The organism is Pandoraea horticolens (assembly GCF_902459555.1).
In the GTDB taxonomy this organism is placed as follows: Bacteria; Pseudomonadota; Gammaproteobacteria; order Burkholderiales; family Burkholderiaceae; genus Pandoraea; species Pandoraea horticolens.
The window spans coordinates 1-26,433 of sequence record NZ_CABPSM010000010.1 but is presented as its reverse complement, the minus strand read 5'-3'; the positions used below and the strand labels follow the sequence as shown (position 1 = coordinate 26,433).

Below are 26,433 nucleotides of genomic sequence, written 5' to 3'. Positions count from 1 at the left end.
CGATGACGATGCAGAAGATCGTGCTGGCGTCGAACAACCCGGGCAAGCTGCGCGAATTCGCGTCGTTGTTCGAGCCGCTCCGCATCGAGTTGGTGCCGCAGGGCATGCTTGGCGTTTCGGAAGCCGACGAGCCCCACGTAACCTTCATCGAGAACGCGCTGGCGAAAGCGCGGCACGCGGCGGCGGCGGCCGGCTTGCCCGCACTGGCAGATGACTCCGGCCTGTGTGTGCCGATCCTTGGCGGCGCACCCGGCGTGTATTCGGCCCGTTACGCGGCCCGCGCCGGACGCGAGAAGTCTGATGCTGCAAACAACCGCCATCTGATCGAGCAACTCACCCCGCATGCCGACACCCCCGGCTACCGCGATGCCTATTACTATGCGGCGCTCGTGCTGGTGCGTCATGCTGCCGATCCGCAGCCGATCATTGCCGAGGGCCGTTGGGATGGCGAGATCATCGACACGCCGCGCGGCGCGCATGGCTTCGGGTACGATCCGCACTTCCTCATCCGCTCGCTGAATCAGACGGCGGCCGAACTCGATCCCGCCGTGAAGAACGCCCACAGCCACCGTGCGCGCGCATTGCGCGTACTGCTGGAAAAATTGGGCCGGGAGGCGTGAGCGGTATGAATGAGTCCGTGCTTCCCGTGCAGAACTTCCTGCGGCCCGGCAAGATCGGCTTGCCGGCGTTGCCGCCGATGTCGCTGTACGTGCACTTCCCGTGGTGTGTACGTAAGTGTCCGTATTGCGACTTCAACTCGCACGAGTGGCGTGGTGACGGCGGTGCACAAGCGTTCCCGGAACAAGCCTATCTCGACGCGCTGCGTCAGGATCTGGAGCAAGCGTTGCCGCTGGTGTGGGGGCGCCCGGTGCACACGGTCTTCATTGGTGGTGGCACGCCGAGCCTGCTGTCGGCTGCGGGTCTGGACCGTCTGCTGTCGGATCTGCGCGCGCTGCTGCCGCTCGACGCCGACGCCGAAATCACCATGGAAGCGAACCCCGGCACCTTCGAAGCCGACAAGTTCCGCAGTTTCCGTTCGAGTGGCATCAATCGGTTGTCCGTCGGCATTCAGAGCTTCAACAGCGAGCATCTGAAGGCACTTGGGCGCATTCACGATGGCGACGAGGCCCGTCATGCCATCGAGATCGCGCAGGCGAACTTCGAGAACTTCAACCTCGATCTGATGTTCGCGTTGCCGAACCAGACGTTGGCGCAATGCCAGCAGGATGTGGAGACGGCGTTGTCGTTCGCGCCCCCGCATCTGTCGCTGTATCACCTCACGCTCGAACCGAACACGCAGTTCCACAAGTATCCGCCCACGGTGCCCGACGACGACACAGCGGCGGACATGCAGGATTGGATTGCTGAACGCACGGCATCGGCGGGTTATGGACATTACGAGGTGTCGGCGTATGCCCAGCCGCATCGCCGCGCGAAGCACAACGTGAACTACTGGGAATTCGGCGACTATCTCGGCATTGGCGCGGGCGCGCACAGCAAGATTTCGTTCCCGCACCGGGTGTTGCGACAGATCCGGCACAAGCATCCGCAGCGGTTCATGGAAGCGGCGGCGGCGGGCAGTGCGGTTCAGGAGGAGCACGAGGTCGACGTGCGCGAGTTGCCGTTCGAGTTCATGCTCAACACATTGCGGCTGACCGATGGCGTGAAGACCGAGCTTTTTGCGGACCGCACTGGCTTGCCGATGGCGAAGATTGCCAAGGCGCTGGCGGCGGGTGTCGACAAGGGATTGCTCGTTGACGACCCGCAACGCATTGCCCCGACCGAACTGGGTCAGCGGTTCCTTAACGATCTTCAGGCGATGTTTCTGGCGCGTGACGGAAAGTAACTGTCCGACATAGCACTCGCCCCTCCCTTGGCGGCGACGCGCGCCCAAGAGACATGCGCCGTCGCGCGGCGCACCTCCCTCTCCAGACTCGCTGACTTGAGCTGCGGCACGTTGGGATCACCCCAGCGCGGAGCCCATCTCACGCAGCGCTTTGCGGATGATCTTGCCGGTGACCGTCATCGGCAGTTCCGGCAGGAAGACAACTTTGCGCGGATATTCATGCGCCGCGAGGCGGGTCTTCACGAAGTTCTGAATCTCCTTGGCCAGTTCGCCGGACGGCGCATATCCTTCGCGAAGCACGACAAACGCCTTCACGATTTCGGTACGAAGCGCGTCGGGCTCTCCGATCACGGCGGCGAACTGCACTGACGGATGTCGGATCAGGCAGTCTTCGATGGGGCCGGGACCAATGCGATAACCGGCACTGGTGATGACATCATCCGAGCGGCCGGTGAACGTGACGTAGCCCTGTTCGTCCACAAAGCCCGAGTCCCCCGTCAGCAGGTAGTCACCGCGATACTTGTCCATCGTGGCGTCGGGGTTGTGCCAATAGCCGAGGAACATGACCGGGTTGGGCCGGGCGATGGCGATGTTGCCGACCGAGCATACGGGAAGCGGGTTGCCGTCGTCATCGACGATGGTGACATCGTGACCGCGCACGGCTCGCCCGATGGCGCCGGGCAGCGCTGGAAACGCTGCGGCGCATGACGAGACGACCATGTTGCACTCTGTTTGCCCGTAGAACTCGTTGATGTCGACGCCGAGATGTTCGCGTCCCCATGTCAGCAGCTCGGGGCCGAGCGATTCGCCGCCGCTGGCGACCGAACGCAGTTGCAGCGGCCAGTGCTCACGTGGCGACGGGACGGTGCGCAGCATCTTGAGCGCCGTCGGCGGGAGGAAGGTGTTGCGCACCCCGTGGCGCGCCATCAGATCGAACGCGGCGACGGGATCGAATTTCTCGAAGCGTCGCGAGATCACCGGTACACCGTGATGCAGGGCGGGCAGCAGCACGTCGAGCAGTCCACCGATCCAGGCCCAGTCCGCGGGCGTCCAGATCAGATCGCCGTCCTGAGGAAATCCGTTGTGCGAGGTTTCCACGCCCGGCAGATGGCCGAGCAGTACCCGATGCGCATGGAGCGCGCCCTTGGGTTTGCCGGTGGTGCCTGAGGTGTAGATGATGAGCGCGGGGGTGTCGGCGCGGGTCTGCACGGGCTCGAAGTGCGTATCGCGCGAGGCGATGGCGGGCCAGAGAGCAAGCAGGCCGTCTTCTGCGACCCCCCAGTCCTGATCGTCGGCGACGTGATGATGAGCTTCCGGGAGGTCGTCGTGAACGACATAGACGAGGCGCAGGTGTGGGATTTCGGCGCGAATGTCGTCGATCTTCCCGATGCTGGCGAGGTCAGTGACGAGCACGGTGGCGCCGGAGTTTTGCAGGCGATAGGCGAGCGCTTCCGGGCCGAATAGTGTGAACAGGGGAACGGCGATGGCGCCGAGTTTGTAGGCGGCGACGTGAGCGACGAGTGTGGCGGGCGATTGGGGCAGGAAAATGCCGACACGGTCGCCAGCCTTGACGCCATTGGCACGCCACTCGTTGGCGAGTTGGTTCGAGAGTCGTTTGAGGACGTCAAACGTGAGTCGCACGTGAGAGCCGTCTGCACTTTCGTGAATAAGCGCGAGGCGGTTGGAGCCGTCGGCCCATTTGTCGCAGACATCGACGCCGATGTTGTAGAGGGTGGGGATCTGCCAGGAGAAGGCGGTGGCAGTCGGGGCGTCGGTCGCGCGTTCGCCGCTGGCGTCGTTCGACGTCTCTTGGGCGGAATCGCGGGAGGTGTCGGCATCCATGCGGTGTCTCCGGGTCATGTCTGGCCTCGCACGGTAACGCGGGGGGCGTTCACCGCACGTCTTGAAGCATGATGCATGCCGGACGCAGACAAAACAAGGGGTTGATGAGGGAAACGCCAGGATTTGAGCGGGATGCGAGGCGATTTTGGCGCAACGAGGGCTTCACATGACGGGATGAGCGGGTATAATGCCGGCTGCCGTGCGGTACTGGTCTGCGCCGGAATACCGATGCCGATTCTCCCGGACCGCACGCATCTCAAGTCGTCGTCTCAGACGGCATCCCATGCCACGACACGCAGTCGTGCGCAACGCCCCGGAGGCGTGCCAGAGTGGTTTAATGGACTGGTCTTGAAAACCAGCGAAGGGGTAACCCTTCCGTGAGTTCGAATCTCACCGCCTCCGCCAGTTTTCTATGTTTTTCACGGTAGTGGTTGCTGACTTTTTTGAGTGGTGCTCCGCAATTATTTTGGCGGTGCTCCGCAAAAACAGGAAACTGCACCGTGTGACGTGCGGCCTGAATAAGACATTGATCAGCCTGCCGAGGTGCAATCAATGGCTAAGCTACCCGCCACGAAGCTGACGCCGACTGCAGCTTTGCTGCGGTTACGGTCACACTAATCCATCTACTCGCTATTCCGTTTCTGCCACATAGCAGTCACACCGACTGAGCAACCAAGTTGCTTTCAAAAGGACGGCGGTGTGGCGCCGCTACTCCCTCGTTCCCATGGTTTTCACGCGAGGCAACTTCTTGTGCCAAGTGTCCTTCTGCCGCCGTTCAAATTTCCCTCTTTTTCTTATGTGCGAGACTGCCGACGCATGTTTTCGACGGCGGCAACCAAATCTACGTCCGCCTTGGGCGTCGCCCAGCGAGTCCAGAAGGGAATCGTTGCGCTGCGTGGCTTGTGTTTTGGCATGGCCATTTTGATGCGAGTTGGCAGCAGGGTCGCGTCGCCGACCACCACAGCTTCTCCCACATCAAGGGTTGGTAACACCTCCATGAGTCCTTCCAGGCTCTCCGGCAGCAACTGCTTGACAACCGCCTGATCGGTCTTGTTCGCCAATCGCAAGCTAATGATGTTGCTGCACTGGCTGAGAATGGTTGTGCTGACGTCCGAAGGGCGCTGGCTGACCACCATCAGGCCCACACCATACTTTCGGCCTTCTTTGGCGATGCGCTCGTAGTTTTCCAATGCACGCTTCTCCAGCGGACCTGTCGATGCGGCCCCGCTGGGTAGGTACAGATGTGCTTCGTCGCAGACGATGACAATCGGATGCCTTGCGTCACCGTCTTCGCCAGGGCTACTCCAAAATTGGATTTGGTAAATCAGACGACCGACCAGCCCCACGACAACCGGAAGGATGTCTGATGGAACCTCGGAGAAGTCGATGATCTTGATACCAGGATTAACGCCGTCCTTGACACTGCCCGTGCCTAGCAGTTTTTTCGCGAGGTCGTGTAGTGCTTCGTAGGTTTCGTACTCCACAGGTGCCTGGTACATAAACGCATAGCGTCGGTCGTTCATCTTGGTTTTCAGACGAACGAGGAAGCGCGACAACTGCCCATTCATCGGGCCTTTCTCGGTTTTCGACTGGCCTTTACGCGGCCCAGATGCATACGTCTCACCTGTGTCGATAGCCTCGTCATTCTTGAAATCCAAGGAACTAACAAGTTCGGCAAGTCGGTAGGGCACAGGGGTATCAACCGTGAAACCCTCAAGAAGCTGAGGCTTTCCAAGCGCATCAATTGCCGAGCGTTTCAACTCGATGACAGAGTCCATCAAAGCAATTGCTTGATTTGGCGCATTGTTACCTGAGCGATCCACGAAAACAGACTGCATCTCGTCATAAGTCAGCAACCAGAAGGGAAGAAAGATCGCACCGTCCTTCTTCGCCTTGATGTCCCCGATCCCTGCAATCCGATAGTGCGAGGCGAACGTCATGCTCGAATACTCGCCATGCAGATCGAGCACAACAACGTTAGCATGAGGCAGTTGTGCGGTCTGCTCCAAGATCGAGGCGACGGCAAAGGACTTTCCTGAGCCAGTGCTGCCGAGCAGCGCCGCGTGGCGCTGGAAGAGCTTGTCTCCGTCGATGTAGGCGCTGGCCTTGCCGTCTAGAGTGTAGGTGCCCACCTTGAGGGGGGTCGCTGCATCCGCTTTGGATGAAGCACTCAAGATGCCCATGAAGTCCTCAAGGGACTTCTCTTCAATTGGGTAAACGGGTCGATTGATCTCAGGAAGCGCAAAGACGGCGCGACTGAAGGTGTTGTGTCGTTGTCCGTCACGAGCACGGTAGGTACCCACCAAGCTGATAGCAACTCCATTCTCTTCCTGTTCAATGACAGCGGCGCCCGCAGCAACCTCGCCCTCTTCCAAGGTCGGCAATTCAACCGGGTGTCGCCAGACACGCTCCACAATGCCAATCAACCACTCGTCACCGGTTGCCTGAATGGCTACCAGCCGCCCGACGCGCGCCTTTTGCAAGCGTTGACCATCGGTGACTCGAATAGTGATACGTGACGTTTCAACACTGCGAACTTCACCAATCGACTGTTGTTCATTGAATGTAAAGATTGTCATTGCGTGCCCTTACTCCAAGAATTTTTTCAGGAAGTCATCCAACTGCCACAGAGGTTCTTCGGACCTGTACACCCGCCCGTTCCAAAAGCACTTTGCCCCCACATCCTCCTTGAAAACTGCAATAGCATGTGGGTATGCGCGGAGAAGCCCATTAATGCTTTCGGTTGGATCTCGGGTCAACAAGATCATTGGCATGTGAGCGTCCAGCCGGGCCCTTATTACGCCTTGGAGGTGGTCATCGTTAAATCCGAATCCGAGACACAGGAGCGCCGAGGCACCTCCGAGCACGCCATTCATCTCCGTTCGCATAGCGTCGAACAAGGTATTCACCAGCGCGTCTTGATACTTGGATGGGCCCGGCACCACAATGGCCCGAGCCGCATTCGAATTGTCATTCAGAGCTTCCACCGGCCCAGTAGGCGTCGCCAGCCAACTGATCGAGCCATGCGGCTTGTGAAGGCGAACAGTCCTGAAGGGTCGATGATCCGCTTGAAAGCCCCCCTTCTTTTCTGCTGCCCACACGCGACTGTATTGCGTCTGAAATATTGGCGCCGTTCGTGGCTTGCGGCGACGAAAGCCGGTGAACCCCGTATCAATTGGCAGATCGGCCAGATCGCAGAACAGCTCCAATAGCGTATCGTAGTTCGTTGTGATGACCGGGATGCTCTCTGCGTTTTGCGCGGCCCCATTGAAGAGAAGTCGAAGTAAACGCGCGGGAGCGTGGCCGGCCGCAAGGCCTTGGTCGAGGATGGTTTTCTCTGCCACTGACGTCGCCGAGAGAATTAGCTTCGCTGTCTCGTAGCGAATGGCACGAACAAGTTCCTCTCTACCAGCCGCTCCCTGTGGAATGGTGTTTAACCCAGCCTCAAGGTTGGCCTTAACGGCATTAGACGCACCCCGCCACAGCGCCTTCGCCTCATCTGTTGTTAGCGCAGCCTCAACATTGGCTAATAAATGTACGCCCAAGTCCCACATGCCGGGGAGCCCATAGCCGCACGAAAAACCAGACCCAATCAACAGAGCCGGCGTCGCACGAAAGATTTTCTGAACTTCGACGAACAATTCATCTGGAAGCGTGCCCTCCGGTGGACTTGTTGACATAGTGGCTATCAAATTAGGAAATACCGTGACAGAGTAGTGCAGATCTTTCAATTCGATTACAGCAATACAGACATTTCTTACCCCTGTGACAGGGTTGTCAGGTACATCTTTCTCAGCAATGGCTCCATCAATTGCTCTGTGGGCTCCCAATCCTCCTCATTTAACATCGCGTACTTCTCCGTTAGCGTGACCTGATGATCGAAGATGAAGTCGGTAGGTGTTTCCAGTCCGACGATGAGTTGCATGCCTGCGGGTAAGTCGTTGGCAATGAATTTGAGCACCGCAGGCAGGTTGAAGTCGTCTTGGGCCTGTTGGTTGGGCGAGTCTATGACGACAGGGATGTCGTATGTGCCCATCTCGCTTTGAACGGTCCGCCAGATGGACGCGTAATAGGCGAGAATTGATCGCGGTCCGCCACTGCCCGAGAGCGAGGGGCGGGATGCCAACTGCATAGTTTTGGTCGAAACGGATTGGAGCTGTAATGCAATGCGACTGGCTGCGTAGTGTTCACGAAAATCGGTCAAGATGGCCTTCGTGCGCTTGGGAGAGCGCAGCTCGTTCATCTTCGTCTCGAGCGCATCTACGGTGAGAACCACAGCATCAATGGCATTTTGAATATGTTTTCGCTCCTCCTCGAAGGCCGCGAACGCCGACTCTGCGCCAAGGCTACCTACGACGTCTTGGAACTTCAACGCGCCTTTTCGTGTGTCCAACAAACGGGAGATACGCAGGTAGTTCTCATTGAGTGAGCTTAGCTCCAAGAATGCCTTCTGCGTCCGCTTGCGAACCTCGGCGGCATCCTCACGCAGTCGTGCAGCGAGCTCGCGTAGAACGCGAGCGTCTTCCGCGAACTCCAATAGGTCAAGGAATGGCTTCTCGTGTTCCGCATGACAAGTCGGGCAGACCAGTGGTGCTGCATCTTTTTTGAAAAGGTACTTTGCGTCGCTGTCGTATGCGACAAGAGCGGTTTCGGCGAGCTGAATCTGATGGTCCAGATTCTTCAGAAGTTCTTGCTCCCGAACGGCCACATTACGCAGTGCTTCCTGTCGGACGTTGAGCTGATTGACTTCCTTCGTGAGTTGCTCAATCTCTAAGGAAAAATTGTCAGCGTTGACCTTTGGGCCTGATAGCGGGATGGTTTTGCTGAAGCGCTCGATAGCACGCTCGAGCAGGCGGTACTCGCGTCGGTTCTCTTCAAGAACCTTGGAGTGTTGAGACTTCTCTGCGCTTGCTGTGTAGTAACCCGGCGGGCATACGCCAGTGAAGTATTCAAGGATTGGCTTGAACGGCGCGCTGAAGCGCTTCATGCCGCCAAACGTATTCCAGTCGGATTGCCAACTACCATCTTGGTTTACGTAGAACGGCACGAAGAAGCACGCGGGGTCGGCCAGGACCACCTCCGCCTGCTTCTTATCTGAGAACACCAGGTTGAAGTCGGTTATCTCGCAGAAGTGCTTGGACCAATCGCCGAATTTTGATGTCGAGACAATGAGGTTGAAGTTCGTGTCAAAAAGCGCGCGTCGTCCATCCTGATGAAGAGCGAAGTAGCTCTTGTCATCCACTGAAAATTCAAGCAAAGAAGTAGCGTTCTCGTCCCATTGCTCAAGCTTGCCCTGCGGCTTCGCGCCGAGCGTCTCAAACAGGCTCCGAATCACCGTCGTTTTGCCCGTGTGATTTCTCCCCACCAGCAAGTTCTTGTTCGGATGGAACCCTATGTGTCGAGCTTTCTTCTCGCGATGAGATAGCAGCCAGATGTTTTTGAATCGGAAGCGATGCATAGTCTTTTGTTCTCAGGCTTCGGACGAGGCGTCTCAGTTCTGGTCCACGCATTTCGTTATGGCTCTCATGACAAACCGTGCCATCAGGTCGTGATCGCGATGTCCGCTGAATTTGACCTTGAGCGCGGCAAGCGCGGCTTCGACAAAAGGCCGCAAGTTGGATGTCCATGGATTGGTTGCAATCCATTCGTCGCAGAAGATGTCGATCTCTTTCGAGAGCTTGGTTCCTCCAATGAGCCGGTCTCGCTGCGCACCCGCCGCTGCTATGCGTACCGATGTGACGGTCATGAAGTCAACGCCCTCGGTTTGGAGTTGCTTCAGCCAGAGGTCGAGCAACGCGAGGCGATCGGGAACCGTCTCCAGTGCGGCCAAAGCCGCCAAGAATGCGTTCCTCGAGAAGCCACGTTCTTTGACGAGCTCTTCGAACGATACGCAGGCGTCGGTGCGGCGGGTCAGCGGTGAAATCTGCATCACCAATGAATCGACGAACGCCTTTGCCTGACCTGCGTGTTCCGGGCTACGCTCGTTCAGGAGTTGCAGCGCAGCGGCAATTGCCGGTGCGGCCAAATCGTCGGAATGTATGGCAACCTTCTGCAACTTCACTCGGGCCAAATCTGGCGGAGGGGCGCCTGGTGATAATGAGGCGAAGGCATCGGTTAGTAGTCGCACGTGATCCGCTGCTAGGTCCACGAGCGAGCAAGGCATCGTCGTGGCCGCAGAGCCGCCACTGGCGAGCGGGAAGTCACAGCCTGCGTTCGAGAGGAATACGCCTTCGACAGGCAAAGAGCTAAATGCCGTCAGACTAAGATGCAGTTTGCCGAGAGCAGATTCCGGGACCTTTTCAAAGGTGGGTGCCTTCGCTGATGCAGTTGCCGCCCTAGTCGACTTACTTTGCGTGGGCGACGGGGCCTTAGGGGCAGAGGTGCCGGTGAGGACGGACCAGGTCCAAGTGCCAGCGTCCTTCTTCTTGACCTGATAGACCCTCGCGCGGGTTGGCGTGGTCGCGGAATTAAGTTCTGCGACGTCCTGGACGGACTCAAAGAGTAGGAGGAAGTCTGGCTCGTTGGCCGTCTCCAACTCCATCATCCGAACGACGGCCCACCAACGAGGAAAGTCGACGCCCTTAGCCCCGTGCCCCCCACCAGTTTCCGAATATTTAGGATCGTTAGCTACGAGCAAAAGCTCTGCCGCACCGTCGACTAGGCTCAAAGCGCCTCCCCATCTGCCTCCGGTCATGCGGAGGAATCGTGTTCCGGATTAGAAAATCAGATGGCCGCACAATCCCGATCAGAGTCGATCGCCGTCCATTCTTTTTCGCCATTATAATAAGTACATCTACAAATTTTGCAAATTTTAATGATGGGCAACGGGCAGCACGGGGAAATTGGTCGCCTGCATGCGAAACTTCCGAGATTATTTCTCTGTATGCCACTCTTCGTAGTAATGACTGAATCGATGAGACCCCTTGATTCCATCGATAGGGGTCTCATGAATTTGGTAGTCGTTGTTGGTACGGATTTCAAATCCATACCTCTCCCAACCCACCAGTCCGGGGATGGAAACCAAGATGACTCGATAGTCTGCAACATAAAGATTCTGATACTCGTCATCAAGGTATCGCGCATCTTTCTGGTTTTCATCTTGAGTCGGCCACCAATGAGCATCTTCAAGTCGCCTCAGGACAGTGGGCTTGAATATTCGAAAAAATAAATTTGGATTTTTGGTTGGCTTGAATACAGCAAAGCTATGGATGACCGACGCAATGGAGCCTGGATTGAAGAGCACCAACTTGACCAAAAAGCGCCCATCAAGTTGCTCAGTGTTAATGTACTTGAGCACGATCCTACTACTTCGATGAAGTGCGCGGGTGAGGCGATATGCCGATACTTGTGTCCGTCTGTTCTTGATGTTGATGTAGAGCAAGTAGAGAGAAATTAGCAGCCCGACGGTGGCGATCACTAGTGTGATGAGTTGCTGTGTCTGTTGATTCATGGTACTTATTTAAATAAATATTTGTTGGACAAGTGCCTTGAGTGGCTAGTTGAAACAATCGACGAACTCGCGGAGTTTCAATATTATTTGTCACGCACGCCGGCCACGAAAATTCCGACGTCACATTGTCGGCTGAATAGTTAGTAAGTGCCCCCCCGACCCTCAGTATTAGATGGTGAATTGCCCCCATAGGCGACACGCTAGGCCGCTAGTGCCGCGGAGGTGTCGTGTTCCCCGTGTGAATCCACAGACGCCATCACGCGCGCATGCCTGAAGGCAGAAGATCATCGCGTCGGCTCGACTTTAGCGCCTCGACGGTTTCGCATATATCGCTCGGTAGTCGAGATGTTTGTATGACCGAGTTGTTTCTGCGCCGCGCGTATATCGCCGGCATCATCAGCCTTGTCCGTCCCCGCCTTTGCTCTCAAATCGCGGAATTGAAATTTCTTTGGATCAAGCAATCCGGCTGCCAGGCGCGCTTCCACGAACATAGATTGGATCGACTTGAGCCCGACGCGTCGACCACGCTCGTTCACCACCAAGAAAAAGCTGCGTGGATTATGACAAATTTTTTGTTTTGCAATCCGATCAAGCGTTTCCTTGAGCCGCCCCGTTACACGAATTCGAAGCTTAGCGTCAGTCTTTCCCTGCTGAATTAACAAACAACCATCCGATAGATCACACTCACTCATCTTGAGGACGTCCGACGGGCGTTGACCGGTTAGATATGCCAAATCCATCGCATCGCGTAGCGGCTGACGAGCGTGTTTGTGGATGAGAAGATATTCATCGTCCTCGATGTACACATCTCGTGGGCGTTCGCGATAACCCTTGATGCCAGCGCATGGATTCGGTTGATCCGTATAGCCCCACTCCCGTGCCTTGTTCCAGATGTGCGAGAACAGAGCCTTCTCTCGGTTCGCTCGCACCTGCCCTTCCGTGCCTTTAACCACCTTTCCTTCGGCCCCTAGGGCATCTACCGTGCTTCGCACACGCCAATCCAGATACTGACGGACGTTGATCGGCTTAATCTCGTCAAGTGGCGCTGGCGGGTCGTCGAAGAAGGCGTAGAGCTTCGCGAGCATTAACCGGTCTCCCTCTCGGGTACTTAGCGCTTTCGTCGGTAGGACCTCGCGAACATATCGCTCCGACACATAGCGGAACGTAATCATTTTCCGGTGAATCGGTTTCACATCTGCTTCCAGCTCCGTCCACTTTCGCACCGCCTGCACGAAATCGGGACCCAGTGGAATCTCTCGACGAGGCGCGCCGCCGGCGTCGTAGTAGTAGAAAATTCGGCCGCTTCTCTGCGTTCTCGCGCGCATGCCCTTCGGCAGGTTCAGATTCACGCTCGGCTTACGTCCCATGATCGCCCTCCAATACACGAGGGGCCCATCGGGGCTTCCTCACCTCCAAAGCATCGCCTCGCCCCTCGACTGCAACTCTCGTCACGATGGGCCGTCCGCCGGCATTCAGGAAGAACGGGACGCCCATACGGCGCAGCGTCTCGGCCTGCTTGGTCTTGACCTGCCTACCGGTCAAGTACACAACCTCTTCTCGGGTCAAAAAGGTCTCCATACTCATTTCTCCCGCGTTGCTGTTCAGAAGCGTTCAAACTCCCGAGCAAGCACTTGACCACTTCGTCAGCAATAACACCGGCCGTCGCAGGGGTCATCGCTTCGGATGTTCATCCGAGTAGCAATCCGTTCTTATCTACTTTGAACGGCCTGCCCCCGGTCCATAATCGTTAAGTGTTACGGATATAAATTTAGGACGCGCTTCGCGCGCCCCCGCCGTCCTCGCCCCTGCGGGCGGCGGTGGTCGCACGAAGCTTCTGCCTCAATGCGATCCAGGTCACTTCGCCGCCGAGTCCGGAAAGACTGTATTCAGTAGAGGCCTGTGCACTCATGGCGCAGGTACGGCCAACGTCCGTAGTGCTACCCGCTGCTCGGTCGCGCGAGTCGCGCTGAGTCGCGCGGCTACGGCCCGGACGTTGCAGATACGCCCATGCAAACCCCTGGCTCCGACAACGGCGCCGACACTCCCGACGCTAGACACCCTTCTTCGTTTCATTGGGAGAGCGTGGAGACACTCGCGACGAATTTGGCGCCACCGAGAATACGGAGCCGAACAAGGGCACGGCGAAGGCTCCTGAATAGAACGCGCCGGACAAAAGCCACCGGGCAAGCGGAGTGATAACTGTTGAAACATCGCAACCTCCAATTTCCGTCACGACTGTTCAGCGGCGACGGTGCAAAAAATCTGGCGGGGGGCCGGATGTGGAAAGCGAGGAACGCTCGCTAATTTGAAGACACGTCACGAGGCGGACAAAGTCACTCGGCGGATTTGCCTGAAACTGAGGGACTCGCGTTAGTTGCGTAGGCGTGCGACGCTACAATGCGCGAGACCAAGTGACCATCCATTGACTGCGTAAGGGCGAATTCCGCGAGGTATTCGCCTTTGGTCGTTTCATAAGGCCCCTAGGCAACATGACTCGGCCGACGACGGGTTGATCGCCTTCGCTCGTCGATTGTTCGCGCACGCATTGTGCGGTGCGTATGTCGCATGGACGGCCGGTCGTGTTTGACATGCCCTCTAGTCGCGTGACATGGACGAAGATGACCTTTTTTTCGCTGCTAATACGCCTCCGGTTGCACATATGCGGTGCCAACGGACGCCGAGTCACTTACACCTAAAAATTAGGCGTGCCTAAAGTATAGGTTTCCATGTCTGGAACGTATTTGGGGATATTCCGATATGCGTGAGCGCATCTGCGAACTCATTGAGCATGTCGCCGACGCCGACCGATGTTGGCGGGAGATGGAGAACTTCACGGGCATTCCATCGAAGCGGTGGCAGAACGTATCCCGAGGTCTTCAGCGCCCGACATCCGAGATGATCGAGGCGATTGGTCAAGTCTGGCCCCAGTTCGCCTTCTGGTTGGTCACCGGACGTACCGACGAAACCAGTGGACATATCTCGCCCGCACAAGAGCAAGCCGCTCGCAACGCAAACACGATCTGGAAAGCCGGGTAGTCAAGGCGAAGCGCTCCTCTGTAAGACCGCTATGTCCAGAATATGCACCAATCACCATCGGATCTTGGCACAGCGCTAACCCGATGCGCCCCCCCTGGCTCTCGCCCATCAACGGCCCAGCGGCTCCAAGCAGCGTCTCCGCTCAAGTCGCCGCACCCCACCTCCCCCAAACATCAAAAGTGAACATGTCTCTCGCGATGAGAGGCGAGAAGGGACGGCGACACCACGACGAAATCAAATGGGTGCGAGAGCGGGATTCTTCGCGAGACTCAGATCGTCATCCAATCGTTGAGTCAGATCGAGAACTTCGTCCGCGAGGTCTCCCATTTGCTCGAAGTACGCGTTTGCGAATTCGTGCGGAATGGATTCGGTGTTTTCTTGATTTGCCGCGACCATGCAGAGTGCTACGAGGCGTTCGGACAAGCTGTGCAGTTTGTCGAGAGAGTCGCGAACAACGGGAGTAGTAGATACGAGAGAGGTCATGCTGTGCCCTCATGCTAACCGTTTCAATCCTGCCCCTCGCAAGAACGAGAGGGGGTGGGCAGGCACTGGACTGGGGTAGCAAACCGCTGGTTTCCCGAATACACGGCACACCCGAAGGTGTCCCAGTACAGGCCCGCCCGTTGATAACGAACGCATGAGTCGGCGCACACGAAGACCGCAAGCTTCTGCGGTCGTGTGCCCAGGTTTAACCAATCGGGTTGCTACGCCCGGTCACGTTTGGGACGTGACGGTTAAAGAATATTGGGACAGGAGCGGCGTGACAACGCCTGAGAAGCGCAACTTTACAGCACCTCGCGTTATTCGGACGCATCCCCAGAACGCACTTGGGAAAGGTCTGAAGAACCGCATCTTGGGTGGCAGAAAACCGCCTCCGTCGCCGAAATTGCTAGGGTCGCCCCCCCCAACAAAATACGGTTTTCTACGCAGCTTGAAGTACGTGCTGACGCAGACGCCTGAGACGGACTAGCAACCCTCGTCCATTTGAGAAAAGAGTCCTGTACAACACCTGCCGAATGAGCCTGACTCATTAATCTTGGCCCTACCAATCAATAGATCATGAAAATCCATGTTTCAAGAAGGAGGGCAGTGTGAAGTTGAGAGACAAGCTGAAAAGCTCGCTACGTCAATGGAAAGCAGATGTCTTTCTGCGTGCAGACTTCGCCGCATTGGGGAGCGAGGCACACCTTAGCCGTGTGCTGCGGGGACTCGTCGATGCGGGGACGATAGTTAAATTGGGGGTTGGGGTATACGCCAAGGCGAAACCTAGCGCCCTGTCCGGCAACCCAATCCCGGTGCGTCCTGTTGAAGTTCTGGCTCCGCAGGCGCTCAAGCGGCTTGGCATTAAAACATACCCGAGCAAATTAGTAGCGGCCTATAACGCCGGCAGCACCACACAGTTGCCCGCGAACATCGTCGTCAATACAGGGAACCGCCGTATTACCCGCAAGCTAGGGTTCGGCCGAAAATTCATTCAGTACGAGAACAATTCCGGAAGAGCCATTTGAACCCATCGACGCGTCGGTCGCGGAAGAATATCTCAGCAGTTCCCCTCACACCAAATGCGGATGCTCTGCAATGAACTGCCGGAGCGCCGCATCAATTCGCGTCTGCCAACCGCTACCGGATGCCCTGAAGTAATCGACAACCTCCGGCGACAGCCGAATGTTGATTCGCTCCTTCGTAATCTCAGCCTTGGGCCGACCGCGAGGCTTGAGCAGCTTCTCAGCGGCCTCGTCGCCAACGATCCCCGGCAACACTTCACTCGCAGGCCGCGCCTTGGCGAAGTCCTTCTTCGTCCATTCCGGATTCTGCGAATCCTGACGCATTTGCTTTTTGATCTTGGCGTCCTCAGCCGGTGTAGGGAGGACGGTTCCCGGCTTAAGTTTCGGCATAGCGTTTCACCTCTCGCGAATTCGCCTTGCGCAAGCTGATGATGTGTATTTTTTCTGCGCGAGGCGTGAAGACCAATGCGAACAGCCGGTCACCGATGTACCCGAAGGCCCGGTAACGTCTCTCGCCATAGTCGACTCGAACATCCTCTTCGATCACCGCGCTGTCCCACTCAAAGTCCTGGGCCATCGTGAACGGCAAACCCCGTTCCTGCACATTCCGGTCACTTTTCGCCGGGTCGAAACTGATATCCATGGGCATTTATTGTACTCACAAAAATTCTCGCCCATCAACTATTTTTTGTGGCGACGATAAATCGGGAAGTTTCCCGACTGCACGCCGCCAAATCCCTCCAAATCCTGCTCCGCAACCCGTTTTCCACCCCCAGTAAACACGCGGGTTTCCGGCGTTTCACGCCCTCCGGTTGTCGAAGCGGAACCTCCCCTAACCTCTTCCCCCGTAACGATTTCCCATTAAGACTTGAAAACCAGCGAAGGGGTAACCCTTCCGTGAGTTCGAATCTCACCGCCTCCGCCAGATTTCTTGGTTTTCCTGATAATGCTTGCTGCCCTGTGGCGTAACAGGGACGAGATCAAATGTGCGGTGTCAAGGAAGGCACTGGCGGCCTTTAAGCAAGGTATCCGGGAACTGACGCGCCGCTCGTGCGGGCGCAGTTTGCCCGAGGTGGCGGAACGACTGCGAGCGTATGTGCCGGGCTGGGGGCGTACTTCCATCTCGCGCAGACACCGAGGGTGCTCCGTGAACTCGACGAGTGGATCAGACGCCGGTTACGCGCATTGCAGCTCAAGCACTGGCGACGAGGAACAACAATGTACCGGGAGTTGCGGGCGCTGGGTGCCTCGGAGGTCGATGCTCGAAAGGTGGCAGCCAATAACCGCTGCTGGTGGCGCAACAGCTACCGGCGACTGAAACGAGCAATGCCCCTCGCGTACTTCGACCGGCTTGGCGTCCCCTGGCTCTCATAACCTCACCTGCTCGAACCACCCGGTACGGCCCCGCATGCGCGATAGAGATTGTTCGGGCATGGCTGGCCGAGGCCAACACCGTTGCGATGAAAGTACGCTCCGTCGTTTGTCCGGCAGACTGGAGCGTCATCCTGAATCCTCTCCACGCTGACTTTCAGCGAGTGACGGTATCAAGGCAGGAGCCATTTGCTCTTGACTCACGACTCCTCCGATAAACCAGGCGGTCTTCGCTGACCACGCCAGCATCAACCACCGAACTAAAACTGACGATTATCCAGAACGACGCCGCTACCGCGATCCTGGGTGAGGCGGCAAAGACCTGCGAGGCGTTGATGGGCCAGCCCATCAACGAGCTGATCTCGGCGGGGCGCGCGAAGCTGAAGGCTGAACTGGCCAACTACATGCAATAGGGGACGGCCGCGAACACCGCGAATCGGTGCAATCGAGTCAACGAGCGGCAGCAGTTGCGTGACGTCATTGACGTTTGCGCCGGTGAGGATCGCGACGATGGGAATGCCGTTGGCGTCTACGAGGATGTGGTGCCTGGAACCGGGTCGCGCCCAATCTCCGTTGCCTGGATGCCTGAGGTTAGCAGGTCGCCTCGAAAGTTAACAGCCCCTCACGGGATTTTTGAACTGGCCTCTTAAGACCTTCCGTTCGACTGCCGGAATCCTCGCATGCGCCTAATTCGCAAGGGGCAACTGCACTGCCCTGAAGGGCAACACGCGTCCTTGGCCGAGCAATTCTACAGCTTGGCTCTTTGAATACCGAAACGCTCGAGGCGGCCACTCCCACACGCGTCGTTACTGCGACGGAGCCTGAATACTAATAGTTTGAATAGTTGGCTATGACCAGTGTATGTGGCCTACTGGCAATTCGGACTGGACATGGAATCGCTTAAAAAAAAGACTGGACTCGCAACCTGCTGGCTGGCTACGGCGTCAGATTTCAAACTGGCTGTGCGTCTCGTAGCGATAGCGTTTGACGATTGCCCCTGTCGTTGTGGTGCTTCCGTGAAGAACTTGGCCCATAGTGCCTATTTCCACTCCAAGGAGAGAGTGGCACTATGAAAATTCGGGACTGTACACCTAGTGTCCCGTTCCGCTGATTCGTTCGCAAAGTCTGCTGAGCTTGGCCAGGACTGAATCGGCGGTGACGGTCCAAGTAAATGGTTTGCAGTTCTGGTTGTAGTGCGCAACGAAGTGATCCATCTTCCGAACCAGTTACTTGACCGAACTGAACGAGCCGCGGCGGATCGCCTTGTCGGTAATGGTAGAGAAGAAGCGTTCGACTTGATTGAGCCAGGAACTGTGGGGCGGGATGAAGCGCATATGCCAGCGCTGGCAGGCTGCCAGCCACGCCTTGACCTTGGGGTGCTTATGGCTGCTGCAGTTGTCCACGATGCAATGCACGTCGAGGTCAGCGGGAACGGCCTTGTCGATCGAGCGCAAGAAGGCAAGAAACGCCTGGTGCCGGTGGCGCGGCTTGCATTCGGCCAACACCGCACCGTTCAGGACGTTCAGCGCAGCAAACAGCGTCGTCGTGCCATGGCGGACGTAATCGTGGGTGACGCCTTCAACATAGCCCAGCCTCATGGGCAGCATCGGCTGCGTGTGCTCCAGTGCCTGGCACTGACTCTTCTCATCGACGCACAGCACCAGAGCATTCTCGGGCGGGTTCAGGTACCGGCCGACCACGTCGCGCAACTTCTCAATGAAGAACGAGTCCGTGGACAGCTTTGAAACTCTCGCTGCGATGCGGCTGCAAGCCCAGCAGCTTGAAATAGCGGCGCACGCTGGTCGCCCTGCACGAGACACCCATCGAAGGCCACCAGAACCAGAACCTGAACAACCTCGTCGAGCCGGGTCACCGCGCGATCAAACGTCGTCTCGGGCCGATATGCCGGGCTTCCAGAATTTCCGCTGTGTACGCATCATCCTAGGCGGCATCGAGGCCATGCACATGATTCGCAAGGGGCAAATGTCTGCCCCCAAGCGGGCCGTCCGCCTCCCGCTGAGCAACTCTATTCCCCGGTCGCATAACCGCAGCTTCTCGGTCACGCTCGCTCGTCCAGCTTCGCTTACCGCGACAGAACCCACGGACATCCGCGTGATGTATGCCAGCACCGACGTCTTCGTTGCGCTCAAGACGGGAGGCGGGCCGGCGACCTGGGGCGCGCCGACCGGTGGCGGCGACAGTTCGTTCGTCATAGCGACATGATGCCGGGCGGTTCTATGAGGCGACGTAGGACAGGTTGTCGCACGCCACCGAGGAGGGATGTGCGATCGCGGCCCTCGACGTTTGACTCACAAGATCCATTTCACGTTTAAGGAGTCTCGCATGACCCAGCAAGATGCAACGCCGGTGCCGCCGCACGGTTCCGCTAACGCCCCCGCGCCGCATCCGGCGACGAGTGGCGCGGTCGAGACGGCGGTCCATTATCCCGAGCCCGTTTGTGCCGACGCCCCCGGCAAATTTCTCGATCCCGACGAGGTGCCCGGTAGCGGTTCGGACTTTAAGGTCGAGGTCTATCCCGACATGGCCCAGGGTGACCACATCTTCTTCTATTTCGATGATGGCGGTCCCGGCCAATACACCGATGAATTCGACGTCTCCAAAAGACGGGTCGGTACGGACACAATCTTCACCGTGCCGAAGGCGAACATCGTCAAAGCACTCAATACCGACGTCGTGGCTTACTACATCGTCGAGCCTGCCGCAGGCGGGGACCCCATCGAATCGCACAAGCTCGGCCTTACCATCGGCGCCCCATTGCTGCTCAAGGAACCGAGCGTGGAGGGCGTCGTCAATCAGCATCTGGACACTGACCTCGCCCACAAAAACGTGCGCGTCGTCATCCCAATCTATGACGGCATGGCAGTGAAAGACACCGTCTACCTGTACTGGGGCGCCGAGGGCGAGCCGGGCTACTACGACGACGAAATCACTCTCCGCGCCGTGCGCTCAATCACGTTTGTGGTCCCAGCCGAGTATGTCGAGCTCTACATCGGTCAAACCGTGAATGTGCGCTATGAGCGCGAGCAGGGCGGCACCTTGCAGCCCTCTCACATTTATTCGCTGAGCATCGGCGATGCCGTGGACGTCAGCAAGCCAGCCGCGCCGGTCATCAAGGAAGCCATCGACGGTATTCTCAACCCCAACCTCGCGCTCAGTGGGGCCACGGGGCTCATCGGCCCCGATGACAGTTTGAAACCCGGTGTTCAGGGCAAGACGATTTGGGGCGGCGGCCCCCCGAAAGGGATAGAGGTGCCATTCGCCCTCCCCGCGAACTACGACGTGACGCAGCCGTATCCGATCCAAATCCCGTACGCCAGCATCGAGGCGTTCGTTAACGCCGACGTCACGTTCGAATACGCGATCCAGCAGGCCGGCGGCAAGTGGCTGTCGTCCAACGTGCTCACCCTGAAAGTCGAGCGGCAAGCGGCCGTGGTCGCAGCGCCGTCGGTGCCCGATGCGATCGCAGGCGTGCTCGATCCGCGCGACCTCTCAGCAGTGAAAGGCTGCCCGGTGTTCGTGCCCCCGAATGCCGACATGCGCCAGGGTGACATCGTCAATCTGACGTGGGCCTGCGCGAAGCCCGCCGGCAGTTGGACCGTCAATCGCGTCCTCCAAGCGACGGACGTTGGACAGGCGATCGAGTTCGACGTGCCGTACGACAAGATCACTGCGGGGCTCGACGCGAAGGTGACCGCATCCTACGATTTCGTGCGTGGCAGCAACGCCTACGTCACGAGCCTGCCGCTCGACTTGATTATCGTTCAAGGCCTTCTGCCCGCCGCGACCATCGACCAGGCCAAAGGCTCCCAGCTCAACGTGGACGACTGCCCGAAGGGGGCCACGGTGCGGTTGGGCGCTTCGGCCAAGTTCCGCAGCGGCGATCGAATCACCTTGTATTGGGACGGCGCGGCGGGCGCTGGCACGACCGTCATCTCTACCACGGTGGACGACCAGGAAGCGGGCGGCGACATTACACTCACGGTGCCGCTCGCCACGGTGCAGGCGGACGTCAATCATGTCGTGACGCTCGACTACACCGTCATGCGGGCCAGCGGCGCGCCTGAAGAGACGTCGCCGCCGTCGCTCTACGACGTCGTCGCCCTGCCGGACCACGGCCCGTTGCTGGTGATGGGGGCGCGCAACACCGGCAACGGTTGCCGAGGAGAACGCCAGTCGCACCGCCTGCGCGCGTTCAACAAGACGACGCAGCAGCCGCTGAACGCCCAATGGCGCTATGCGGATGACGACGCAAACGCATGGACGCTGGCGCCTTCGTTCAAGGACACGCGTCCGTGGGCCTCGCTCCTCGTGCAGACGCAGGACGATTCGGCCACGATCCATCCGGTCAACATCGCCGCCACCGGCAATGATGCGGCCCCTCCCGGCACTTCCGCGGCCCTGGCGGCCCGCCTCGACAAAGGCAGCGTGCTCGCCTGGGGAGTGCCGACCTGGGGGGGCTCTGTGCCGTCGGCCATCGGAGCCTACGACGACGTGGTCGAGATGGCCTCCACGCAAGGCGCCTTCGCGGTGCGGCGCGGCAACGGGCAGATTGCGGCGTGGGGTTCGTCAGCGTACGGCGGGTTGGCGCCCGCGGGCGTGACCGACGCGGCACGCATCGTCGGGAACTCCTGGGCCTTCGCCGTCCTGCATGCGAGCGGCCATGTCACGGCTTGGGGAGATGCAGGCAACGGGGGGCAGTTGACGCCCGCTGTCAAGGCACTGAACGACGTCGTGGACATTTACCACACCTCTTTCAGTTTCGCCGCATTACGGAAAACCGGCGGGGTTGCAACATGGGGGTTTTACCTCACGGACGTGCCACGCGGCATCGACACCTTGACGGACATTGTAGACGTCCGAGGGACCTGGAGCGCCTTCTGCGCGCTGCGTGCCAACAACAAGGTGGTGGCCTGGGGCGACCCGAACGGCGGTGGTTCACTCCCCGCCAGTATCGCGGGCCGCTCGGACATCGTGGAACTGGCCGCCGCCTCGGGTCACGCCTTCGCCGTGCGCACCGCGGGCAGGCGGGTGTTGGCCTGGGGCGCTGATGGTTACGGCGGCACCGTGCCGCCCGCCATCGCCAACCTTGCAGATATCGAGGAGGTGGTTGCCACCCGGACCTCCTTCGCGGCGCGGCGCGGCAACGGGCAGGTCGTCGCTTGGGGTTATACCTGGACAGGGGGCGACGTGCCGCCCGACATTGCGAAGCTCACTGACGTCGTGCAGATCACCGGCACCGATGGCGCGTTCGCGGCGTTGCGCCGCGACGGCACCGTAGTGACCTGGGGGAACACGGCCTTCGGCGCCGATTCGTCGACGGTCAAGGCCCAGCTTCAGAACGTGCGCGCTATCTACGCGAACAGCGAAGTGTTCGTCGCCGTGCTGGCGGGCGGCGGCGTGGTGACCTGGGGCTCGGCGGCGTGCGGCGGCGACAGCGGGTCGGTCAGATCGCGCTTGGCCAGCGGCTTGAGCTATGAGGCCGTTCCTGCGGTGAGCGGTCGCGCGAGTTCGGCAAGGCAGGTGTGGTAAGGCATGGGGCGAGGCGGCATCCCGCGCCACGGCGGGCGAAGCGCGGCCTCGCGTCATTTGTGGAGTAACGCTTAATCCTAGGAGACCATCATGACTCAGCAAGATCCGACTCCGGCAACCTATTTGCCGCGCCCGTATTGTCCAAACGCCACGGACGGCCCCCCCCTCCATTCTCTATACCGATACGCTCGAGCGCAGCGCGGACTTCATCGTCGCGGCTTATCACGGCATGGCCGTGGGCGACAGAATCACGTTGTATTTCAATATTGTTGGCCCGGACGAATACAACGCCGGCACTTTGACCGTCTCTCAAAGGATGGTCGGCGCGAACATTACCTTCACGGTGCCCAAATCGAACATCGTCAAGGCACTCGATACTGAGGCCCAGGTCATGTACGTCGTGGCGTATGACACCAACACGGACCAATCGCCCACGCTCACCCTTAAAATCCTCAAAGCACCGGCTGCATCGTCTTAGCGCGTTCAACAAGGCGACGCAGTTGCTGGCGACGGCCCAATGACGCAACGATCGTGCCGATCGCCAGCACCGACGCTGCCGCTCGACGGCTGCCTCTACGCCCCGCGGCCGACAATTCCACATCTGACAAGATCTTCGCTGTATCACTGCCTCCAGCGTCATGGCATGTGCCGGTTGCCCGAAATCGAAGGCGCAAAGCCGGTGAAGAAGCTGTGTCAACAGCAACTTAGAAGCGAACCACTTGGGCCGTTGTGAACCACATTAGATTTGACTCACCCGGGTCACCACGTTGATGCCCAGCATGGTGGCTGGCCCTGAGTCAGCGCCAATTACTGGTCACCAGTTTCGCTTGACCCAGGGTCAAGCTGTGTTGCTGCTCATCTCTTATCCGACCTCGTCGATGATCAGCAGCCGAGCGTTCATGATGTTGCATTTCAGGAAGTCGGCGAGCCGGTTCTGTCGAGAGGCCGCCGCCAGTGCGATGACGAGATCCGCTACGGAGATGAAGCGCGTCTTGATTCCCATCTGCGTTGCGATGCTGCCGAGTGCGATCGCGGAATTCTCCGTTGAAGCTTTCGTTGATACCGTTTTGCCAAGGCTTGCCTGGATCAATCAATGCCGTCTCGATCTGCTCTTGAGTTGCCCATTTCAACAGCACTGTGCTGACAAACTCCGGCCCGTTGTCTGACCGGAGATAACGTGGTGCGCCATGCATGCTGATCAATCGGCTGAGGACCTCAATGACTCGGCATCTCCCGCATGACCTCGATCTCGAGATCACGCTCGGCGATCATTTTCTTGAGGTGCGCGTTCTCGGCTTCAAGTGTCTTGAGGCGTTCGACATCATCGCTGATCATCTCACCGAAGCGCTTTCGCCAAGCGTAAATCGACGCTTCGCTCACGCCATGGCGCTTGGCCACTTCAGGCACTGTGTCTCGGTCTGTCTAGCGCAATATCCGCACAATCTGTTCGTCGCTGTACCGGCGATTCTTCATGGCAACTCCTCGTCTGAGCTGAGAAGCCACTATCTCTAGATCTGATTGGCACGAAATATCCGGGACAGGTCAATGCTGATTTGGTGCAGGAATTTCTGCACGTAGCCGCAGATTCCGGTCGGTTTTCTCCCTCGATCGATTTCGTCGATTCTTATATATCCCCTCCGATTGATTGTTACACAATAACACTCAATGAAATCTCCCCGGGCACGGGAATTAATGGCGCAAATTACTGGGGAACGCGTTATTATTTTTTAAGTCGAGATAGAGCCGAAGTGGAGGTTGATGTTGTGACAAATGGCGGCATTAGGATGATTAGTTCAATTCACCAAAATGCCATCTCGGCGCGAGCCGCAATGCGCGCCATTAATGTTATCGCCTTAAAACCCCCAAGCGAAGAGTGCGAGTTGCGTTTGCTTATCATCCATGAGGCTCCATTCATTGGAGTTTGGCTTCATGGCAAGGAAGATGTACTTATTCCCATTGAGCCAACCTCTATAGAAACCGTGAGGAATTATGAACCTTATTCCGAAGAGGTAATATTTGATCTACTCAAATCCGCATGTCGCCTTCATACGCCAACATTGCATCCGTAGTTTGATATAATGGGAGGTGGCATTGACGAGGACGACGTCCAGGAGTTTCGCGCTGCCACCGCCCAGTAAAACCTCACAGTGGAGCTGTGAGTCTGAATTTCTCGTGGGATTTCGGCGAACACAATTTAGGCAGACGAAACGCGAGATTTTGACGAAAATTCGCAACTCTTTCCAATTTTCGGACTCGTAGCGATTTTTTGTCGTGCAAACGGTGATTCGCAGAGTCGTCGTGAATCTGTGTCGATCGCAGCTCGCGCGGTTAATTGTTTAATTAATTACGCAGCCGCCATATGCGGCATACCGAAGCGCATCGATTCATGCGAGTCAGTCTTGAACTTCTGAGCGAAAAATGCACGTTTCGAAGACCTCCATACCCAGAAATTCGACGATGCGGCAATCCAATGTTGTCGCTGCGGTTTTGATGGTTGCGTCGGCTCTCGTCCTGCTTTTCGCATCAGTAATGAATATGGCTTGGTCGGCAGAAACAACTGACAGCGCAGCCACATCGCAACAGACCTTAGGCGGAAGAATGACAAGCCAGCAAGGAAAGAACCCTGGTGGCTTAATACCCTGCTCTTCTGCGTCATCCCCCACCGCGCAGAAAAAAGCAACGCCTGGCGTCTTAGGCTCAGATCATGACGTGGTGTTCTACAATTGCAGCGGCAGTTATTCGCTTGACGTTACCCAAGCAGATGCTAAATGCATGATTGATGCTGGGGACAGCCACTTTACTGTTCCGGTCGGCACGGCTTATAAAATGCGTCTTTCGGATAACAATGTTGGGGACAACTGCTCTAACCGCCAGAAGAACGTGCTGTGGTACGTCCGACCTTCGGGAGGGTACAACAGTAATGTCGCCTGGCGCCATGGCCAGAACGGCGGCGCGAAGACCACGATGTTCGACGTCAGCACTCAGGGGGTCCCTGGTGCGCCTTGGGCTGCGGTTTGCGACGGTATGCGGTGCTTGAACTACTGGGTAACTGAAACCTCCGAAATACCGCTGGACCGCATCTCCTTTCAATGAAAATCTAAAGGTGGGATTTCGTCGTGCCCCTTCAACATACGAAGCTGCTCCCAACTCGAACTGGGGCAAGTAGTGGGCTTTTTTTCTGGTATACACCACACTCGACGTACTGAGCTGCTTATCCAAATGTAGTGGTCAACTCATCCCGGACACTGCGTTGAGTTTTTCTTCCGCTACCGCAGGGGCTAAGCCGTCGTTAAATTGATGCGAGCGTAGCCAGTTGTATCGTTGCATCAGGTAATGGCTGATATCCTGCTGAGCTTGTGATGTCGTCATATATCCCACGGTCGGCACACATTCCGTTTTCAAACTTCGGAACAAGCGCTCCATCGGCGAGTTGTTCCAGCAATTTCCGCGTCGACTCATGCTCTGTTCGATCCGGTATCGCCACCGCTGCTGACGGAACTTGCGACTAGCGTACTGGGCGGATTCAACCGATCGTAGCAACACCTCAGGTTGATGAGGTGCTTATGGGACGTCCGTCGTCCAGCCGTCCAGCCGATGTACAAGACCGCGCAGTTCCGAGCCACTGGGAAGGAGATCTGCTCATTGGCCTGAACAGATCAGCAATTGGGACTCTTGTGGAGAGGTCTAGCCGTTTTACAATGCTCATGCACCTGCCACGGGAAAAAGGTTACGGACTTGTCCCACGAGTGAAGAACGGTCCGGGGGTGTCAGAAATTCCGTGTTCAAGGCGGGTTGAGAGTCACACGGAAGGACGAACGAATCGATCTGCGTAA

The 26,433-nt window shown here is 57.8% G+C and carries 20 protein-coding genes, 1 tRNA gene and 9 pseudogenes; 14 read left to right on the top strand and 16 right to left on the bottom strand.

Annotated features, from left to right (window positions below):
- Window positions 1–2 precede the first annotated feature (2 nt).
- Together rdgB and hemW are read left to right on the top strand one after the other, a co-directional pair.
- A complete protein-coding gene (gene rdgB / locus PHO31112_RS16490; RefSeq protein ID WP_150621479.1) occupies window positions 3–620 on the top strand; it encodes an RdgB/HAM1 family non-canonical purine NTP pyrophosphatase in 618 nt (205 codons plus the stop codon).
- Between the two features lie 5 nt (window positions 621–625).
- Complete coding sequence (hemW, locus tag PHO31112_RS16485; RefSeq protein ID WP_150621478.1) at window positions 626–1,846, top strand: radical SAM family heme chaperone HemW; 1,221 nt, start codon at window positions 626–628, stop codon at window positions 1,844–1,846.
- Window positions 1,847–1,963: 117 nt separating this feature from the next.
- Here the strand turns inward: hemW and PHO31112_RS16480 are convergent, their stop codons facing one another.
- Window positions 1,964–3,688 (bottom strand): acyl-CoA synthetase, encoded by a 1,725-nt coding sequence (locus tag PHO31112_RS16480; RefSeq protein ID WP_150621477.1) that lies wholly within the window; start codon window positions 3,686–3,688, stop codon window positions 1,964–1,966.
- Window positions 3,689–4,003: 315 nt separating this feature from the next.
- Here PHO31112_RS16480 and PHO31112_RS16475 point away from each other — a divergent pair.
- Window positions 4,004–4,093: transfer RNA gene (locus PHO31112_RS16475), tRNA-Ser, on the top strand.
- Between the two features lie 389 nt (window positions 4,094–4,482).
- Here PHO31112_RS16475 and PHO31112_RS16470 read toward each other — a convergent pair.
- From PHO31112_RS16470 to PHO31112_RS16440, 7 genes are all read right to left on the bottom strand, one after another.
- Window positions 4,483–6,267, bottom strand: a complete 1,785-nt coding sequence (locus PHO31112_RS16470; protein WP_150621476.1) for an ATP-binding protein — start codon at window positions 6,265–6,267, stop codon at window positions 4,483–4,485.
- Between the two features lie 9 nt (window positions 6,268–6,276).
- Window positions 6,277–7,368 (bottom strand): SIR2 family protein, encoded by a 1,092-nt coding sequence (locus PHO31112_RS16465; RefSeq protein WP_150621475.1) that lies wholly within the window; start codon window positions 7,366–7,368, stop codon window positions 6,277–6,279.
- Between the two features lie 77 nt (window positions 7,369–7,445).
- Window positions 7,446–9,146, bottom strand: coding sequence for a coiled-coil domain-containing protein (locus PHO31112_RS16460; protein WP_150621474.1), 1,701 nt, complete (start codon window positions 9,144–9,146; stop codon window positions 7,446–7,448).
- 33 nt (window positions 9,147–9,179) lie between these two features.
- The gene (locus PHO31112_RS16455; protein WP_150621473.1) at window positions 9,180–10,382 is read right to left on the bottom strand and encodes a dsDNA nuclease domain-containing protein; all 1,203 of its coding nucleotides are present in this window, start codon (window positions 10,380–10,382) and stop codon (window positions 9,180–9,182) included.
- A 177-nt stretch (window positions 10,383–10,559) separates the two neighbouring features.
- Window positions 10,560–11,138 (bottom strand): hypothetical protein, encoded by a 579-nt coding sequence (locus tag PHO31112_RS16450; RefSeq protein ID WP_150621472.1) that lies wholly within the window; start codon window positions 11,136–11,138, stop codon window positions 10,560–10,562.
- A 284-nt stretch (window positions 11,139–11,422) separates the two neighbouring features.
- Window positions 11,423–12,505 carry a tyrosine-type recombinase/integrase gene (locus PHO31112_RS16445; protein WP_150621471.1) on the bottom strand — a complete coding sequence of 361 codons (1,083 nt, stop codon included), beginning with the start codon at window positions 12,503–12,505 and terminating at the stop codon, window positions 11,423–11,425.
- A complete protein-coding gene (locus PHO31112_RS16440) occupies window positions 12,495–12,716 on the bottom strand; it encodes a DUF4224 domain-containing protein (protein ID WP_246178300.1) in 222 nt (73 codons plus the stop codon). Before PHO31112_RS16440 ends, PHO31112_RS16445 begins: the two co-directional genes overlap by 11 nt.
- A gap of 1,179 nt (window positions 12,717–13,895) precedes the next feature.
- Between PHO31112_RS16440 and PHO31112_RS16430 the strand changes: the two genes are divergently transcribed.
- Window positions 13,896–14,174, top strand: coding sequence for a DNA-binding protein (locus PHO31112_RS16430; RefSeq protein ID WP_150621469.1), 279 nt, complete (start codon window positions 13,896–13,898; stop codon window positions 14,172–14,174).
- Window positions 14,175–14,408: 234 nt separating this feature from the next.
- Here PHO31112_RS16430 and PHO31112_RS16425 read toward each other — a convergent pair whose 3' ends face one another.
- Window positions 14,409–14,657 (bottom strand): hypothetical protein, encoded by a 249-nt coding sequence (locus PHO31112_RS16425; protein ID WP_150621468.1) that lies wholly within the window; start codon window positions 14,655–14,657, stop codon window positions 14,409–14,411.
- Between the two features lie 608 nt (window positions 14,658–15,265).
- Here PHO31112_RS16425 and PHO31112_RS16420 point away from each other — a divergent pair.
- Window positions 15,266–15,682: a DUF6088 family protein gene (locus PHO31112_RS16420; protein ID WP_150621467.1), complete on the top strand. Its 417-nt coding sequence runs from the start codon at window positions 15,266–15,268 to the stop codon at window positions 15,680–15,682.
- 45 nt (window positions 15,683–15,727) lie between these two features.
- Here the strand turns inward: PHO31112_RS16420 and PHO31112_RS16415 are convergent, their stop codons facing one another.
- On the bottom strand, window positions 15,728–16,003 hold the full coding sequence (locus tag PHO31112_RS16415; RefSeq protein WP_150621636.1) for a BrnA antitoxin family protein: 276 nt from the start codon (window positions 16,001–16,003) through the stop codon (window positions 15,728–15,730).
- 52 nt (window positions 16,004–16,055) lie between these two features.
- Window positions 16,056–16,322, bottom strand: coding sequence for a BrnT family toxin (locus PHO31112_RS16410; RefSeq protein WP_150621466.1), 267 nt, complete (start codon window positions 16,320–16,322; stop codon window positions 16,056–16,058).
- Between the two features lie 336 nt (window positions 16,323–16,658).
- Here PHO31112_RS16410 and PHO31112_RS16405 point away from each other — a divergent pair.
- Window positions 16,659–17,053: pseudogene (locus tag PHO31112_RS16405) on the top strand (group II intron maturase-specific domain-containing protein); the annotation flags it as partial.
- Window positions 16,972–17,268 (top strand): RES family NAD+ phosphorylase, encoded by a 297-nt coding sequence (locus tag PHO31112_RS28045; RefSeq protein ID WP_343042753.1) that lies wholly within the window; start codon window positions 16,972–16,974, stop codon window positions 17,266–17,268. The pseudogene PHO31112_RS16405 and the gene PHO31112_RS28045, both read left to right, overlap by 82 nt.
- A gap of 192 nt (window positions 17,269–17,460) precedes the next feature.
- Here PHO31112_RS28045 and PHO31112_RS16400 read toward each other — a convergent pair.
- Together PHO31112_RS16400 and PHO31112_RS16395 are read right to left on the bottom strand one after the other, a co-directional pair.
- A pseudogene (locus PHO31112_RS16400) lies at window positions 17,461–17,619 on the bottom strand (transposase); the annotation flags it as partial.
- A 522-nt stretch (window positions 17,620–18,141) separates the two neighbouring features.
- Window positions 18,142–18,865: pseudogene (locus PHO31112_RS16395) on the bottom strand (IS630 family transposase); the annotation flags it as partial.
- Here PHO31112_RS16395 and PHO31112_RS16390 point away from each other — a divergent pair.
- The 4 genes and pseudogenes from PHO31112_RS16390 to PHO31112_RS16375 all read left to right on the top strand — a co-directional run.
- A pseudogene (locus PHO31112_RS16390) lies at window positions 18,855–19,095 on the top strand (DDE-type integrase/transposase/recombinase); the annotation flags it as partial. The pseudogenes PHO31112_RS16395 and PHO31112_RS16390 overlap by 11 nt on opposite strands.
- 298 nt (window positions 19,096–19,393) lie before the next feature.
- Entirely contained in the window at window positions 19,394–22,600 is a 3,207-nt protein-coding gene (locus PHO31112_RS16385) for an RCC1 domain-containing protein (protein WP_150621465.1), read from the top strand.
- A gap of 229 nt (window positions 22,601–22,829) precedes the next feature.
- Window positions 22,830–23,078: a hypothetical protein gene (locus PHO31112_RS16380; protein WP_150621464.1), complete on the top strand. Its 249-nt coding sequence runs from the start codon at window positions 22,830–22,832 to the stop codon at window positions 23,076–23,078.
- A gap of 75 nt (window positions 23,079–23,153) precedes the next feature.
- Window positions 23,154–23,324: pseudogene (locus PHO31112_RS16375) on the top strand (IS481 family transposase); the annotation flags it as partial.
- A 141-nt stretch (window positions 23,325–23,465) separates the two neighbouring features.
- Here PHO31112_RS16375 and PHO31112_RS16370 read toward each other — a convergent pair.
- Together PHO31112_RS16370 and PHO31112_RS27690 are read right to left on the bottom strand one after the other, a co-directional pair.
- Window positions 23,466–23,681, bottom strand: a pseudogene (locus PHO31112_RS16370) (ATP-binding protein); the annotation flags it as partial.
- Window positions 23,629–24,073: pseudogene (locus PHO31112_RS27690) on the bottom strand (transposase); the annotation flags it as partial. The pseudogenes PHO31112_RS27690 and PHO31112_RS16370, both read right to left, overlap by 53 nt.
- Window positions 24,074–24,153: 80 nt before the next feature.
- On the opposite strand from PHO31112_RS27690, the gene PHO31112_RS16355 reads away from it, so the two are divergent.
- Together PHO31112_RS16355 and PHO31112_RS16350 are read left to right on the top strand one after the other, a co-directional pair.
- The gene (locus PHO31112_RS16355; RefSeq protein ID WP_150621462.1) at window positions 24,154–24,669 is read left to right on the top strand and encodes a hypothetical protein; all 516 of its coding nucleotides are present in this window, start codon (window positions 24,154–24,156) and stop codon (window positions 24,667–24,669) included.
- Window positions 24,670–25,057: 388 nt separating this feature from the next.
- The gene (locus tag PHO31112_RS16350; protein ID WP_150621461.1) at window positions 25,058–25,693 is read left to right on the top strand and encodes a hypothetical protein; all 636 of its coding nucleotides are present in this window, start codon (window positions 25,058–25,060) and stop codon (window positions 25,691–25,693) included.
- 135 nt (window positions 25,694–25,828) lie between these two features.
- Here the strand turns inward: PHO31112_RS16350 and PHO31112_RS16345 are convergent.
- Window positions 25,829–26,143, bottom strand: a pseudogene (locus tag PHO31112_RS16345) (integrase core domain-containing protein); the annotation flags it as partial.
- Between the two features lie 35 nt (window positions 26,144–26,178).
- Between PHO31112_RS16345 and PHO31112_RS16340 the strand changes: the two are divergent.
- Window positions 26,179–26,370, top strand: a pseudogene (locus PHO31112_RS16340) (IS30 family transposase); the annotation flags it as partial.
- Between the last annotated feature and the right edge of the window lie 63 nt (window positions 26,371–26,433).